A 15,390-nucleotide genomic window follows, 5' to 3' on the forward strand; every position below is an offset into this window, starting at 1 on the left:
ATGAATTTATCAGTAACAGAAGCATTGAATATTCTGCTGATTGAAGATGACGCAGACGACTACATTTTGACTCGGGATCTCTTGCTCAAAGGTGCGCCTGAGTACCAGCTCAGTTGGGTAAAATCGAAACAAGAAGCTTTGGATAAGGTAAGGCAAGAAGACTTCGATCTTATTTTATGTGATTTCCATTTGGGCGCGGATGACGGACAAACCATCATAAAGTACTTACGAGAGCACCATGTTGAAACCCCAGTTATATTTCTGACGGGGCAGGGCACGGATGACTTGAGTAAAAGAGCGATTCAGCTGGGAGCTGAGGATTATCTGGAGAAATCAGAAGTCACTCCGTCGGCATTAAAGAAAAGTATTTATTACACACTGGAGCGGCGTAATTATCAGCGAGACTTATTAGATAGCCAGCTGACGTTTGAATATTTACTTGAAGACAGCTTACAGCCGGTTATTTTGGCCGATCAAAAACGGGTGATTATGTATGCCAACCCGGCGGCTGAAAAGCTTCTTTTGCAAACCAACGCAGAACTGCGCGGACGTAAGTTGCCGTTAGAATACAGTAGTAATTATGCCTTTAGCCATGAAGCCACTTTAAATTTGCCTGACGGTAAACAAAAACTCGTACGTCACTACAGCATTCAAACTCACTGGCAGGGTCAGGCGGTTCGTTTAGTGCATTTTGAAGACATAACCAATCGCATTGAACTTGAGCAAAAGGTGGCGTTTTTTGCTAACCACGACACGTTGACGGGACTGCCTAACCGAGTTCTTCTTGCTGACCGGCTGCAACAAAGTCTCACTTTATGTCGGCGTAACGACGTTGAACTGGCCGTGGTGTTTATCGGTCTTGATGGTTTTAAACCCATTAATGACACCATTGGACACAAGGTTGGTGATAAACTGCTACAGACTGCAGCAGAGCGATTAAACGAGTGTTTACGTCCGGGAGACACGCTGGCCCGTATGGACGGCGATGAATTTGTTGCGGTTCTGCCTGAGCTTACCCATTCAAGTGACGCTGTGGTAGTGGCGGAGCGCTTAATAAAAGCAATACAAAATCCTTTTGTCATTGATGATACTGAATTACACCTGTCAGCAACAGCAGGGCTTACCATTACCAGCAGCTACAAGGACGACCCGCTTAAGCTTGTTCAGCAGGCTGATATTGCGATGTATGAAGCCAAGCGCTTTGGCATAGGGAGTTACCAGTGGTTTGATCAAAAGTTGGACAACCAAGTTTCAAAGGATCTAAAAATACGGAACTCGTTGCAAGCCGGCATAGAAAAGAAAGAATTTGAACTGTTTTATCAGCCACAGTTTTATCTCAATAATGGTGAAATGACGGGAGTTGAAGCTCTCATTCGTTGGAATCATCCTGAGTTGGGTATGGTTTCACCCGGCGACTTTATTAAAGTGGCTGAGAACACCGGTCAAATTGTGCCGTTAAGTGGCTGGATACTTCGGCAGGCCTGTAAAGATTTCCTTGTGTTGTCAGCGAAAAGAGAAACTCTCACCACGGTGTCTGTGAATATCTCTACGCTGCATATTCTGCGAGCTGAGTTTGTTGATACGGTGCGTGACGTGATTAATGAAACTGGAATTAAACCCGCCCAACTGGTTTTAGAAATTACGGAATCGGTGTTCATGCGTAACCCGGAGGTTGCGATTAGCAAACTTCATGAACTCTCTGAGCTCGGTGTTAAGATTGCTTTAGATGATTTTGGAACGGGTTATTCAAGCTTAAGTTATTTGAAAAACTTACCGGTACATTTACTAAAAATCGATCGAAGCTTTGTGAGTGACATGGTCTCAAACAGCCATGACTCAGCCATTATTGAAGGCATTATTTCTATGGCTCATCATCTGGGCCTGAAAGTATTGGCTGAAGGGGTCGAAACGACAGCGCAACAAGAATACTTACGTCGCTGTCATTGTGATGCGATGCAAGGCTTCTTACTCGCTAAACCAATGCCGAAAGAGCAAGCACTGAGTTTTCTGAGTGATTATCGCAGCACCATAAATGAAAATCTTAATCAGCAAGAGCATCAGGTGGTTCTTATTGTTGATGATGAAGAAAATGTACTGAAGTCGTTGAAACGCCTGCTGAGGCGTGACGGTTATCATATTTTTACCGCGACCAATGCCGACGAAGCATTTAATGTGCTGGCACATCAACCGGTGGATGTGGTTATTTCTGATCAACGGATGCGTAACATGCAAGGACTGGAGTTTTTATCCAATGTGCGTTCAATGTACCCGGACGCGGCACGAATTGTACTAACGGCTTATCGTAATGAAGAGAATCTGACTCAGGCAATTAACGAAAGTGAAGTGTATCGATTTTTAGATAAGCCCTGGGATGATGAGGTCTTGCGGCAAACGGTGAGAAACAGTTTGCGTCCCCGGCAGGAGTCGAACCTGCGACCTTTCACTTAGGAGGCGAATGCTCTATCCAGCTGAGCTACGAGGACGTGCCCGCGATTATGCCAGAAGCTGACGCGGGTTTCACCCTCAGTTAACCGGCACCACCCAGTCGTTCACCTGAATATTGTGTAACATATTTCCTTTGGTCAGCTCAGCGACAGCTGTAGATTGCTGTACTTGAGAAACTTCCACCTCAAACTCACTGACCTGCCACTTTTGACGGTAACGACCCTGGTCATCAGTAAAATGACTGGGTTGAACAATTTTAAGCTTGTCGCCTCTGTTAACACCGTGCTTTTCACCTAAATTGAACTGAACCGTGTTCTCATCGACCGCTATTATTCTGGCTCGTACAGGTTTGCAGACAACCTGTTCTTTTACTCCGGACGCTAAGTCTCGCAAGCCACTATCAAGTGCCGCGCCGAAAGGCTCATTCCAGAACTGTGCCGTTGCCACATCTACGTCTGTCGTGCGACCAAAAGTCCAGGGCTGGGTGTCTTCAACTCTGGCTCTGGTAACCAGTTGTCCTGTGGTTGCATCAAGAAGGTAAAGTGTTAAAGCGTAATGGCGGTTCGGGTCGCTGGACCAAAACCAGTTAGAGCTGGTGTCCATCATGGCCAAGTCGTCAAACATACCAAAAATAACAAACTGACTGTCATTCGCTAAACCAAGGCTACGAGCCATGCGGCCTAGTTCTTCCAGATTCAGACCACTGAGCGCGTTATTTAAGCCGGCATGACGCTGTAAAGTGTGGGCAATATGCAACTGGCTGCCAACGCCCCCCAATTCACGTGCAAGACGTTCTGATGCGACCTCACCAATTTCCCAGATTTGTCCCCAGGTACCGTGGGCTCTATCGCGTAATTCAAATGGAATAACCGTGACTGAATTTTTGTAACTGCTGCGGGTGCAGTCGCCCTCACGATTCCATATATCGGCACGGAGCCGGACGATGACGCGGTCGTCACGAACTTCTTCTCGAACAATAGTGACTTGATCAACATTACCCTGACTGTTCCATTGGGTTTCAGTATTTTGTAGAACGCCATCAACTACTTGTTGAATGCTGGAAATGTTTCCACCGGACGTTAGCAGTGCTTGCTGCAAAGCATTTTCTATCGCTTTTTGGCGTGCTTTATCGATATCGCCATTGATGATGCGTGCGGTGCCTTGAGCTTCCACCCAACGTGCTTCGCTTGGCATAGCGATAAAGAAAACAGAGGTGATTAGCAGCAGGATTTTCCAGTTCATGGTGTCATGCATCCCAAGTGTCAGTGTTTCGTCGTTACGTTACTATTGAGATTAACTGCAAAAACCCTGCCATGTTTATCTAAAAAATTTTGACTTAGTAATAAACAACACGTTTTACTTTTTGCTGGCGGTTGGTGCTTTGATACAAGCGGTGTACTTTCTCGAAATCAAGTCGTAGCTCGGTAGCATAGTAATCACCAACCGTGTAGGTTTTGACAACTTCTGCGCCACGGATCACACCGTCAACAGAAGCCTGGAAGCTATCCTGGTTTAATGCCCAGTCTTCAACTGAACTGCCGCCGGCAATGCGCTGGCCATAGACTTGTTCGGCAAGCTCCCGGTACGCAGCCAGTTTGGAGGCGCGCATCGCGTTCAAGTCTTTTAGTTTTGAGTTTTCGCCTTGTTGAGTTTCAATAGGGGCGTAGCCAACCGCATTCAAAACCGGAAATTCGTCTGGGGTCTGAGTTTCCCACTCAACGTGCTTTTGATCATACGCTAAGTTGTTGTAGGCACTACAGCCGCTTAATAACAGTGTAGATGCGAGTAAAGCGAAAGAGAGTAGATGCTTAGCCATAATGACCTCTGATTGAACAAAGTACTTATGGTTATAGCGGCTGAACTGTCAAAATCTTTAGCGGATTTTGCCTTTGCTATTGTAGGTGAGGCTATCTTTTCGTGCGGACTGTAAAATGGTCTGTTTCAATTGCTCAATGCTATTCAAAGTCGATTGAACGACGTGTTCATTAACCTGACTTTGGTGTTGAACTTCTTTCAGGTTTTTTTGAATGACAGCAACCGCTTCGGACAATTCTGGATCGTCTTTTAACTGTTCTTTATCAGGGTGTTGATTAAGCTGCTGATCAAGCTCATTAATGCGAGTCAGAACTTTATCTTTATCCGCTGTAATAAGGTTAACATCGGCGTGTTGGCGGTCAACTATGGCGTTTAGCTCACGTTGTTGTAACAACGCAAGAGTATCTAGCGAGTCCGCCATTTCCTGCAACAGGTCATTGACAGGCGCCAACACGGTCATTACTCGTTATTACCGTTGCTGAATAAATCAGACTCGAACTGAGCCAGTTTATTTGCCAGCTGCTCAACATTAATTTTGTAAGAGCCGCTTTCGATATCTGCTTTGATTTTGTCAACTTTGGCTTGGTCAATACCGCTGCTGTTCATCGCTTTTTCCTGTAAGCCGCCAAGCTGTTGCGCTTCGCTTGTCAGAGAAACAGCGTCTCCGCCTTTTTGCGATACAGACGCAGGTTTTTGCTGAGTCTCACCTTGTACTTGGCGATTACTGGATTTGCTGTCAATGTTGGCGTTTTTCAGGCCGGTATTGTTAATGTTAATTGGCATTGTTTTTAGCCTCGCTAGATAGTATGTCTCGGTTACTTATCGACCATATCTGAATAAACTTAAGAAAAAATTTCAGAATTTTATAAAAGTTTTTATAAATTGACGGTCACTTCATTCAGTCCTGTGACAACGGCTTGCAATGATTTGTTCGAACGCTCGTTCTCAACAACAACCGATTCACCTTTGAGACCATCAGCCAATGCCCTTCCGGCAGCAGTAATTCGCAATGTTTTATCTTGGGCGACTATTGTAACGCTTTGTCCTTCACATACAAGACAAGTATCGCTGGCGCTAATTGCCTGACCAGCTGCAATGCGTTTTTTTATACGGGCCCCCACTAAGACGCTCATATCTGTGAATACATTGGAGCGGACACGATTGAGATCAACTTCAGAAAACACTAAGTCGCTTTCGCCAATCATTTGCCCGGGGGACATCGGCCCCGCCGCTGCGACGACATTTTTGTAACGGTAGATGCGGACGGGCACATAGGTGCGCCAGCCAGAGGCGGCTGAACACTCAATCTCTATGGTGGTATAACTGTCGAGAGTTGCGTTCGTCGCCAGTTCAACTTTGGGTCGTTGCGAGCACATTTTGGGCGCCATTCGAGGATCAAGGTTATTGGCAACCACCTCTACGCGGCCGTTGTCGGGTGCTGAAACGCGCTGCTCCACATAGTTATGGGCCATTTCCTGTAATGCTTTGTAATTAAAGCGTAAGCTGTCATCTTGCTTGTTCGAATTGGCGTTAACGACATTAATACTGGAAAAAAATACACCGACAAAAAAAAGCGAACTGATCAGTAGCGATTTACGTACTATCATAAAATATCCTGATGTAATCCGTTAAGGTTCTCTGGTCGAGTGCCGAAAAAAAAGGTATAACGTCAAAAGTTCGGCAGTTCGATAGTTTCAGTATGGTTATTGTTGGAATAAGCAAATACCGTGCCGAAGTAGAGGTAGCCTGCCATATAACAGGAGTGAACAATGGCCAGCATTCTTGATTCAGTGAATCAGCGCACACAAATGGTCGGACAAAACCGACTGGAACTATTGTTATTTCAGCTAAACGGTAGACAACGCTTTGGGATTAACGTGTTTAAAGTACGTGAGGTGTTGCCTTGTCCCAAACTGACTTCCATGCCTCGGCGAAACCCCCTTATTCGTGGTGTTGCTCATATTCGGGGGCAAGCCATTTCTATTATTGATCTCAGCATGGCGACTGGCGGACCTGAGCTTACGGGTATTGAAAATCGCTTTGTGATTATTGCCGAATACAACCGGACTATTCAGGGATTTTTAGTCGGTGGCGTTGACCGCATTATGAACATTAACTGGGAGGACGTGATGCCGCCGCCGAAGGGTACAGGGCGGGGGGCGTATTTGACTGCGGTCACCCAGATTGAGAATGAGCTGGTTGAAATTATCGATGTTGAAAGAATCTTAGCTGATATTATGCCTGCCAACATGGATGTGAGTGAAGAAGTTGCCAACGCACCCATCAACGTTGCAAAAGAAGACCTAACCATTCTAATTACCGATGACTCCTCTGTTGCCCGCAACCAAATAAAGCGGGCTTTGCAGTCTTTGGGAATTACTCTGGAAGTAAAGAAGAATGGCAAAGAAGCTTTAGATTATCTGAAAGAGAAATCTAAAGAAGTCGATGGTCTGGTTCATCCTCATGTCCCTGTGTTAGTTTCGGATGTTGAGATGCCGGTGATGGATGGATATACCTTAACCGCCGAGATAAAGGCTGATCCTAATTTACGTGATATTCACGTTATTTTGCATACATCATTGAGTGGGGTCTTTAATCAGGCTATGGTGAAGAAAGTTGGAGCCGATGATTTTATTGCAAAATTTCATCCAGATGAACTAGCGACAGCTGTTCAAAAATGGCTTAATACAGAAATAACCATCAAAGAGTAGTTGTTTATATAACGTGTTGAATCGCGAATTAAGTTTATCGGAATATCAAGAGTTTCGTCAGTTCCTGGAACATCAGTGCGGAATTGTACTGGGTGAGAGTAAGCTCTACCTGGTTAAGAGTCGGCTGAGTCCTCTAATGGGACGGTTTAATGTCGACTCTTTGGCTGAGCTTGTGAAACGCTCAATGAAAATTAGTGAGCGAGCTTTACGTGCTGCAGTTATTGATGCGATGACGACCAACGAAACGTTGTGGTTTCGCGACACCTACCCGTTTGAAATTTTGAATGATCGAATTCTCCCCGAATACAAAAAACACCCGGGACCTTTGAAAATATGGTCTGCAGCATGTTCATCCGGGCAAGAGCCATACTCTATTGCAATGACGTATTTAGAGCATAAGGCGAAAAACCCGGGCGTGCTCAGGGCTGGTATAAAAGTCACTGCAACGGATATTTCAAATAAGGTTCTGGAACAGTGCGCCACTGGTGAATACGACAGTCTTGCTTTGGCTCGTGGTTTATCCGCGGAACGGCGAAAGAAGTTCTTCACCGATGCCGCCAGTAAAGCAGGCTCGATGAAAATCAAAGATGAGCTTAAGCAGTTCATTCATTTTCGTCATTTGAATTTACTGGACAGCTATTCGTTGTTGGGTAAGTTTGATGTTATTTTTTGCCGCAATGTCCTTATTTATTTTGCCCCGGAAGTGAAGCGGAAAATTATTGCCCAATTCCGGCAATCACTAAACCCGGGTGGTTATCTTTTTCTCGGTGCCTCAGAGTCTATCTCCGGACTCACCGACGATTTCGAGATGATCCGCTGCCAGCCCGGCATTATTTATAGAAGAAAGTAGCTCTCCGAAGAAAATAATCTGCTCCTGTTGAATAATCCGCTCATTTAAACTGGCACGCTTCCTGCATTGTCTTCACCATCGAACACTGTGGAGACAAAAATATGGCACTTTCCATGGACAAGCTTATGGGAATACAGCAACACACGTTGGGCGTACGCACCCAGCGCGCGGAGCTTATTGCCAATAACATCGCCAACGCCGACACTCCGGGTTACAAAGCTAAAGGTCTGGACTTCCAGCAAGCCTTGCAACAAGCGCAGCGCGGTATGGAAAATCATAAAATGGCACGTACTCACGAAAAACACTTCAGTGTTGAAATAAAACCGCAGGGAACTGAGAAGTTTCGTACTCCATCGCAACCGGATACCGGTGACGGTAATACCGTTGATGTGCAGTTGGAACAAAACTTGTATGCACAAAATGCACTGGAATATGAAATGACCATGAACTTTCTTGATGGCCGCATCAGCGGAGTGAAGAAAGCCTTGGGTGGACAAGGGAGATAACACGTCATGAGTCTATTTAATATCTTTAATGTGACCGGTTCTGCCATGAGTGCGCAGTCAGTACGACTGAACACAACGGCAAGCAACCTGGCGAATGCCAACTCGGTCAGTAGCAGTATTGATGAAACCTACCGAGCCAGAAATCCGGTATTTGCAACAGCTTTAGCTGACGCAAAGGGTGATTACCGAGGCAACAGCCTGACCAACCAGACTCAGGCAGGGCAGGAAGCGGGCGTTAAAGTAATGGGCATCGTTGAAAGCCAGGACCCGTTGCAAATTGAGTATGCGCCAAATCATCCAATGGCTGACGAGAGCGGTTATATCTACCGTCCAAACGTCAACACAATGGAAGAAATGGCTAATATGATTTCGGCTTCGCGTTCCTACCAGACAAATGTGCAGGTAGCGGACACTGCCAAAACAATGACACAGCGTTTATTGCGTCTGGGTCAAGGGTAAGCAGGAGATAACAAATGGAAGGCGTAAGCAATAATTCCTACATCGACGGCATGAAATGGAAGAAAGATGAGGGCGCAGAGTATGTTGATCCAGAGGAGCAGGGAAAGTTAGAGCAGGAAGATTTTTTCAAGCTGCTAACGGAACAACTGAACATGCAGGACCCTTCGAAGCCGGTCGAGAATGATCAGATGATTGCTCAGATGACTAGCTTCACTATGGCGGAAGGCATTAGCGGCTTGTCAGATCGGTTCGATCAATTTGCGACAGACATGACATCAAACCAGGCTTTGCAGGCTTCAACTATGGTGGGGCGCAAAGTGCTGGTACCGACTGACCAGGCTAACCTGGAGACCGGGGCTGGAGTCACTGGCATGATCGCGACACCGCAGACGGCACAAAATGTCAAAATTAGTATTAAAGACTCAACGGGCGCAACGGTTAAGACCATTGATGTCGGTGATATGGCTCAGGGAACAAAAGAGTTTGAGTGGGACGGCGTGATGTCTAACGGCGAAGAAGCGCCTGCCGGAAACTATAGCTTTTCAGTAAACGCCAATGTGGGCGGTCAGACTGAAGAGTTACCGATACAGATGCACGCTCGCGTGCAAAGCGTCAGCACCGGCGGTGACCGCGGTGTGGTTTTGAATCTTAAAGGTTTAGGCGGCATCAAGCTTTCTGATGTCTCTGAAATTAGCTAACAGGTGAGGTGACTTATGTCATTTAATATTGCACTCAGCGGAATCAATGCATCGCAGAAAGATCTGGATACAACCGCGAATAACATTTCAAACGTGAAAACAACGGGTTTTAAACAGTCTCGCGCGGAGTTTGCGGACGTTTATGCCAGCAGCATTTTTAATGCCGGTAATAGTAAAGTAGGTGACGGTGTTCTAACTTCGAGTGTTGCGCAACAATTTAGTCAGGGAACTCTGGACTTTACTGAAAACTCACTCGATATGGCTATTTCAGGTAATGGCTTTTTTGCAACGACCGATGGTTTGGGGTCGCGGGATATGACATATACGCGTTCAGGAGCGTTCAAGTTAAATGACGATAAATTTATTGTCGATAATCAAGGAAACTACCTGCAAGGTTACCAGGTTGATCGCAATAGTGGGACAACGTCTTCGACAGCCCTGGCAACAACACAGCCAATTCGGGTTCCGGACGTTGCGGGTGCCCCACAAAGTACTGATAACGTGTTTACAGCATTTAATGTTGACGCACGTCGTTCACCTATTGATGGTGCAGCAAATCCGTTTGATCCAGAGACTCCAAGCACTTATCACAGCTCAACTTCTGCAACCGTTTATGACTCTCTTGGGGAGTCTCACACTTTGTCGACTTATTATGTGAAACGAGGCAGTAACCAGTGGGATGTTTATTCAACCTTCGATGGTCAAGAGATTGATATGGACACGACTGGCGGTGGTACGGCTTCGGCAACTAACTCTGTAAACGGTTACAGTGGCCTAGAGTTAGAGTTTGAAGGCAGTGGTGACCCAGCAGTAGGGGCTGGTCAATTAACATTTGATCCTGGCTCAATTGATTTATCCGGTAGTGGTGAAGATGGTCCGTATTTAGATAATGGAGCTGACGCCCAAACCGTACAATTTAACTTTCAGGATCTGACTGGCACCACGAGCCCAACACAGTTCGCCTCCGACTTTGAAGTCACTAACCTGGATCAGGATGGTAGCACGGTTGGTCGTTTGACCAACGTTGATATCGAGAAAGATGGCCTTATTGCAGCAACTTACTCTAACGGTGATGTACAGTATTTAGGGCAGGTTGCGACAGTACGCTTTGCCAACGAACAGGGCCTGACGCAAATTGGTGGTACCAAGTGGCGTGAAAGTATTGACTCTGGTGAACCTTTGGCTGGCGAAGCGAATACGGGCACTTTTGGCGCCATTGAAGCCTCTGCGCTTGAAAACTCAAACGTAAACCTGACCAAAGAGCTGGTTGATTTGATTTCTGCACAGCGTAACTTCCAGGCGAACTCCCGTTCACTAGAAGTTAATAACACCATTAATCAGACCATTCTTCAGATTCGTTAATCGTTTTTATCTGTCGATTAAAAAGACGCCTCCGGGCGTCTTTTTTTGTTTCTGGCATGAAATCTGCATTATCAAACCCAGATGACAAAATTTTGGCTGGAGGTCAGCTATGGACAAGATGCTGTGGGTAGCGATGAGCGGCGCAAAGGAGAATATGAACTCCGTTGCCGTACGTGCCAATAACTTAGCTAACGCCAATACCACGGCGTTTAAAGCCGACTTGCAACAAGCGCGGGCAATGCAGGCCTTTGGTGAAGGGTTGCCGACCCGTGTTTTTTCTATGACAGAAAGCCCAGGGCAAAACTTTGCCAGTGGGGCAATACAGACGACCGGACGCAACTTGGATGTTGCTATTAAGGATCAGGGCTGGATTGCGGTCGATGACGGTAATGGCAATGAGCGCTACACCCGAAACGGCAGTCTGGAAGTTGGCACCGATGGCATGTTGAAGAACTCCAATGGACAAACGGTTTTGGGTGACAATGGACCGATTTTTGTGCCCATGCCAATCGATAATCTGGTCATAGGCTCTAACGGCAATGTATCCATACGTCCTATGGGGGCTCCGGCTGACGCAATGGAAGTGATTGATCGGATCAAGTTAGTTAACCCGCCGAACGGCAATATAGAGAAAGGTAATGATGGTCTGTTTAAATTAAAAGATGATCAACAGGCTTTTGCTGACGCCAATGTGAAACTACAAATTGGTGCGCTGGAAAGCAGCAATGTGAACAGTGTCGAAGAAATGACGCATATGATTGCGCTGCAGCGGCAGTACGAAATGAACGTCAAACTAATGAAAACAGCAGATGAGAACGCCCAGCGTTCTGAATCGCTGATGAGAATGAGCTAATCCGAGCCCGAGGAGAAATAGCATGAACCCAGCATTATGGATAAGTAAAACCGGACTGGATGCGCAACAACGCGATATTTCAGTCATTTCCAACAACCTGGCGAACTCCAGTACGGTTGGTTTTAAGAAGAGTCGTGCCGTATTTGAAGACTTGCTGTACCAGAATATAAACCAACCTGGCGGGCAGTCGGCACAGGATACTGAGTTACCAAACGGTTTGATGCTCGGTGCCGGTACTAAAGTCGTCGCTACGCAAAAAGCGCATACTCAGGGTAATGTTCAGACAACGGACAACTCGCTGGATGTGATGATTGATGGCAAAGGCTTTTTCCAGGTGTTGATGCCGGATGGCAATATTTCCTATACCCGCAACGGCCAGTTTTCACTGAATGAAGAAGGTGAAATGGTGACGTCAGGTAACGGCTATACCATAGAACCGGCTATTCAGATTCCGGAAGACGCTATGTCGGTAAGCATTTCGCAAGAAGGTGAAGTGACGGTCACCCAGCCTGGAAACCCGGATAACGTCGTTGTTGGACAGTTAAACCTGGTGAACTTCATTAATCCGGCCGGGTTACAACCTATGGGTCAGAATTTGTATAAAGAGACGGCCGTGAGTGGTGCGCCTCTAGAAGCGGTTCCTGGTGTTGATGGAATGGGTAATACCATTCAGGGTGCACTGGAAACGTCAAATGTGAATGTAACTGAAGAGTTGGTGAATTTGATTGAAAGTCAGCGTGGTTACGAGATGAACTCTAAAGTGATTTCGTCCGTGGACCAGATGCTGAGCTATGTGAATCAGCAGCTTTAATTGAATTAATGGCGGGTGAGTTTATGCGTTTCTTACTTTTTTCCTTAACAGCATTGGTTTTGATTGGTTGTGCACAAACGCCGCATAAACCGATGCCAAATGACCCATATTACGCACCCGTATTACCGGAAGAGCGTGCGCAACCCGTTGTACCAACCGGGTCCCTATTTCAAGACGCCTACGCGGACAATATGTATTCCGATATAAAAGCGCGTCGGTTGGGTGACATTATTACGGTGACCTTGCAGGAACAAACAACGGCCAGTAAAACCGCAACCACTGAAACCTCTAAAGAGAGTTCGGCGGAGCTTGGTGCCCCAACGATGTTCGGACGTGACATTACCGTCGGTGGCAATCCTTTATCTGCCGGGGTTAATGGCACCAGAGAATTCAGTGGTGATGGTAGCTCCGATCAAAGCAATCAACTCAATGGTGAAATTACCGTAACGGTCATCAAAGTTTTACCAAACGGTAACCTAATTGTTCGTGGTGAAAAATGGATGCGCATTAATACGGGTGATGAATACATTCGTCTAACCGGCATGATCCGTCCACAGGACATCACCGCAGCTAACCAAATCCCGTCAAATCGTGTTGCTAATGCACGCATTGAATACTCGGGTACCGGCAGTTTGGCGCAAGTTCAGGAACAGGGTTGGTTAACCCGTTTCTTTAACAGCCCGATATGGCCATTCTAAGGAGTATGGTATGAGAACGGTTAAACTTTTGGCGCTGTTACTGAGTTTATTCTCAATGCTGGTAGCGCCAGTGCAAGCTTCGCGTATAAAAGATATTGCCTCGGTACAGGGCATTCGCGATAACCAGCTTATTGGCTATGGTTTGGTCGTCGGCTTACCCGGAACGGGTGAACAAACGCCATTTACCGATCAAACCTTCCGTACCATGCTGGGCAACTTCGGGATTAATATTCCGGCGAATGAGCGTCCTAAAATTGATAACGTGGCGGCGGTTGCCGTGCATGCCGACTTACCGGCTTTTGCTAAACCCGGGCAAAAGATTGATGTGACGGTTTCTTCTGTAGGTAGTGCAGATAGCTTGACCGGCGGTACCTTACTGCAAACCTTTTTGAAAGGCGCCAATGGTGAAGTCTACGCCGTCGCGCAAGGAAGCCTGGTCGTTGGTGGTTTAGGGGCCGAAGGCAATGACGGTTCACGTATCGTGATTAATACGCCGACGGTTGGAAGAATTCCTAATGGCGGGGTTGTTGAACGCGAGGTTCGCTCCGGCTTTGGTTCGTCAGATTACTTTACCTTTAACCTGCACCAGTCCGACTTCACAACGGCTAAACGGATGGCCGAGACCATAAATAACTTAGTGGGCGAAGGCGCGGCTGAAGCGGTTGATGCCACCTCTGTTCGGGTACGAGCTCCGCGGGATATGAGCCAGCGCGTGAGTTACATGTCCACGCTGGAAAACTTGGAAGTACAACAAGCATCGGCGGCGGCTAAGATTATTGTGAACTCCCGCACCGGAACCATAGTGGTTGGACAGAATGTCGAGCTGCGTCCGGCAGCGGTGGCGCATGGCAATATGCAGGTCACCATTGCTGAGGACGTGAATGTGGATCAGCCAAACCCTTTCGGTGAAGGGGAAACGGCAATTACAACGCAATCGATAGTGGATATAGACCAGGATGATGCACGTATGTTTGTTTTTCAGCCAGGTACCACATTGAATGATTTGGTTCGCGCGGTGAATCAAATTGGGGCTGCTCCCAGCGATATGATTGCTGTGTTGGAAGCACTAAAGCAAGCCGGTGCGTTATCCGGTGAGTTAATAGTCATTTAACGGCAGCTTAAGCTATGACGGTTTCAGACTCGCATCTAAAACAAGCGCAACACGCGATGGATACCCATAGCCTGGATGGGTTGCGGAAGCGTGCGTTTAAACCTGATGACAAAGAAGCGCTGATGGAAGCCGCGCAGCAGTTTGAAGCCATATTTCTGAATATGGTGATGGGCAGCATGCGTAAAGCCAACGCCGTGTTTGAAAAAGATAACTTGCTGGATAACCGTTACACCAATATGTACCGCGATATGTATGACCAGCAACTGACCTCAGAGCTATCCAGTCAGGGAAGCCTCGGTTTGGCTGAGCTGATGGTAAAGCAGTTAGGTGGGGACGACAGCTACGTTCCTGCATCAATGAATCGCAATGGCGCGAACCTTGACGACCCGCGTATGAAAAACCGCGTGGATATGAACAATGCCTCGCAGAAAGTGAGTGATCAGGGCGGTATTGATGCCGGTCTGTACTACGGTAATCAGCGGGTCAATACGGCTAAGCTGAGCGATGGTGATGCCACCTTTAACTCCCCGCAAAGCTTTATTACGGCATTGAAGCCTCATGCTGAGAAAGTAGCGAAAGAAGCCGGTTTAAACCCGGATGTACTGATGGCGCAGGCGGCACTGGAAACCGGCTGGGGTAAGCGCCTTGTACCAGGGCGCCATGGTGGTTCCAGCAATAACCTGTTCAACATTAAAGCCGATACGCGTTGGGACGGCGATAAATCGCATGTCAGCACCCTGGAATTTGATGGTGAGGTAGCCCGCAAAGAACGCGCAGCGTTTCGTTCCTACGCTAATGTGGAACAGAGCTTGCAGGACTACGTGAGTTTTATAAAAGAGCACCCGCGTTACCAGCAGGCACTGAAAGTCGCTGATGACCCGAAACAGTATATGCAAGCTTTGCAGGACGCTGGTTACGCAACGGATCCTCATTATGCACAAAAGGTTCAGTCGGTATTAAATAACCCGGCTTTTGTTGATAAAGAAATGTAGGGATGCGGCAGGCGGCAAAAAATTGCCGGCTGGCTAAATAATATTCGCTCGGTGCCGATAACAGTCACAGAGTAACTGG

Annotated in this window: 17 protein-coding genes and 1 tRNA gene; 12 read left to right on the forward strand and 6 right to left on the reverse strand. The window is 46.9% G+C overall.

What is annotated here, in order from left to right; all coding sequences use genetic code 11:
* Window positions 1–2,448 carry an EAL domain-containing protein gene (locus tag CWI78_RS13040; RefSeq protein WP_420809844.1) on the forward strand — a complete coding sequence of 816 codons (2,448 nt, stop codon included), beginning with the start codon at window positions 1–3 and terminating at the stop codon, window positions 2,446–2,448.
* On the opposite strand, the gene CWI78_RS09840 is transcribed toward CWI78_RS13040, so the two are convergent.
* The 6 genes from CWI78_RS09840 to flgA form a co-directional block, all read right to left on the reverse strand.
* Window positions 2,410–2,483 (reverse strand) — tRNA-Arg (locus CWI78_RS09840). The two genes, CWI78_RS13040 and CWI78_RS09840, sit on opposite strands and share 39 nt — an antisense overlap.
* 40 nt (window positions 2,484–2,523) lie before the next feature.
* Complete coding sequence (locus tag CWI78_RS09845) at window positions 2,524–3,687, reverse strand: flagellar assembly protein FlgT (RefSeq protein WP_126782633.1); 1,164 nt, start codon at window positions 3,685–3,687, stop codon at window positions 2,524–2,526.
* Window positions 3,688–3,781: 94 nt separating this feature from the next.
* The gene (locus tag CWI78_RS09850) at window positions 3,782–4,261 is read right to left on the reverse strand and encodes an LPP20 family lipoprotein (RefSeq protein WP_126782634.1); all 480 of its coding nucleotides are present in this window, start codon (window positions 4,259–4,261) and stop codon (window positions 3,782–3,784) included.
* Window positions 4,262–4,318: 57 nt separating this feature from the next.
* Window positions 4,319–4,720, reverse strand: a complete 402-nt coding sequence (gene flgN, locus CWI78_RS09855; protein ID WP_126782635.1) for a flagellar export chaperone FlgN — start codon at window positions 4,718–4,720, stop codon at window positions 4,319–4,321.
* Window positions 4,720–5,043, reverse strand: coding sequence for a flagellar biosynthesis anti-sigma factor FlgM (gene flgM, locus CWI78_RS09860; RefSeq protein WP_126782636.1), 324 nt, complete (start codon window positions 5,041–5,043; stop codon window positions 4,720–4,722). Before flgM ends, flgN begins: the two co-directional genes overlap by 1 nt.
* A 92-nt stretch (window positions 5,044–5,135) precedes the next feature.
* Window positions 5,136–5,867 (reverse strand): flagellar basal body P-ring formation chaperone FlgA, encoded by a 732-nt coding sequence (gene flgA, locus CWI78_RS09865; RefSeq protein WP_126782637.1) that lies wholly within the window; start codon window positions 5,865–5,867, stop codon window positions 5,136–5,138.
* A gap of 162 nt (window positions 5,868–6,029) precedes the next feature.
* On the opposite strand from flgA, the gene CWI78_RS09870 reads away from it, so the two are divergent.
* From CWI78_RS09870 to flgJ, 11 genes are all read left to right on the forward strand, one after another.
* Window positions 6,030–6,971, forward strand: coding sequence for a chemotaxis protein CheV (locus CWI78_RS09870; RefSeq protein WP_126782638.1), 942 nt, complete (start codon window positions 6,030–6,032; stop codon window positions 6,969–6,971).
* A 13-nt stretch (window positions 6,972–6,984) separates the two neighbouring features.
* Entirely contained in the window at window positions 6,985–7,821 is an 837-nt protein-coding gene (locus CWI78_RS09875; RefSeq protein WP_126782639.1) for a CheR family methyltransferase, read from the forward strand.
* 101 nt (window positions 7,822–7,922) lie between these two features.
* On the forward strand, window positions 7,923–8,327 hold the full coding sequence (flgB, locus tag CWI78_RS09880; protein ID WP_126782640.1) for a flagellar basal body rod protein FlgB: 405 nt from the start codon (window positions 7,923–7,925) through the stop codon (window positions 8,325–8,327).
* A gap of 6 nt (window positions 8,328–8,333) precedes the next feature.
* Window positions 8,334–8,786 carry a flagellar basal body rod protein FlgC gene (gene flgC / locus CWI78_RS09885; protein WP_126782641.1) on the forward strand — a complete coding sequence of 151 codons (453 nt, stop codon included), beginning with the start codon at window positions 8,334–8,336 and terminating at the stop codon, window positions 8,784–8,786.
* Between the two features lie 14 nt (window positions 8,787–8,800).
* Entirely contained in the window at window positions 8,801–9,484 is a 684-nt protein-coding gene (flgD, locus tag CWI78_RS09890) for a flagellar hook assembly protein FlgD (protein ID WP_126782642.1), read from the forward strand.
* 15 nt (window positions 9,485–9,499) lie between these two features.
* Window positions 9,500–10,846, forward strand: coding sequence for a flagellar hook protein FlgE (flgE, locus tag CWI78_RS09895; RefSeq protein WP_126782643.1), 1,347 nt, complete (start codon window positions 9,500–9,502; stop codon window positions 10,844–10,846).
* Window positions 10,847–10,955: 109 nt separating this feature from the next.
* Window positions 10,956–11,699 (forward strand): flagellar basal-body rod protein FlgF, encoded by a 744-nt coding sequence (gene flgF / locus CWI78_RS09900; RefSeq protein WP_126782644.1) that lies wholly within the window; start codon window positions 10,956–10,958, stop codon window positions 11,697–11,699.
* A gap of 22 nt (window positions 11,700–11,721) precedes the next feature.
* The gene (gene flgG / locus CWI78_RS09905) at window positions 11,722–12,510 is read left to right on the forward strand and encodes a flagellar basal-body rod protein FlgG (RefSeq protein ID WP_126782645.1); all 789 of its coding nucleotides are present in this window, start codon (window positions 11,722–11,724) and stop codon (window positions 12,508–12,510) included.
* Between the two features lie 23 nt (window positions 12,511–12,533).
* Window positions 12,534–13,208 carry a flagellar basal body L-ring protein FlgH gene (gene flgH / locus CWI78_RS09910; RefSeq protein ID WP_126782646.1) on the forward strand — a complete coding sequence of 225 codons (675 nt, stop codon included), beginning with the start codon at window positions 12,534–12,536 and terminating at the stop codon, window positions 13,206–13,208.
* Between the two features lie 10 nt (window positions 13,209–13,218).
* Complete coding sequence (locus CWI78_RS09915) at window positions 13,219–14,319, forward strand: flagellar basal body P-ring protein FlgI (protein ID WP_126782647.1); 1,101 nt, start codon at window positions 13,219–13,221, stop codon at window positions 14,317–14,319.
* Window positions 14,320–14,333: 14 nt separating this feature from the next.
* Window positions 14,334–15,311 (forward strand): flagellar assembly peptidoglycan hydrolase FlgJ, encoded by a 978-nt coding sequence (gene flgJ, locus CWI78_RS09920; protein WP_126782648.1) that lies wholly within the window; start codon window positions 14,334–14,336, stop codon window positions 15,309–15,311.
* Window positions 15,312–15,390 lie beyond the last annotated feature (79 nt).

The sequence above is a fragment of the Idiomarina ramblicola genome (genome assembly GCF_003987255.1).
In the GTDB taxonomy this organism is placed as follows: Bacteria; Pseudomonadota; Gammaproteobacteria; order Enterobacterales; family Alteromonadaceae; genus Idiomarina; species Idiomarina ramblicola.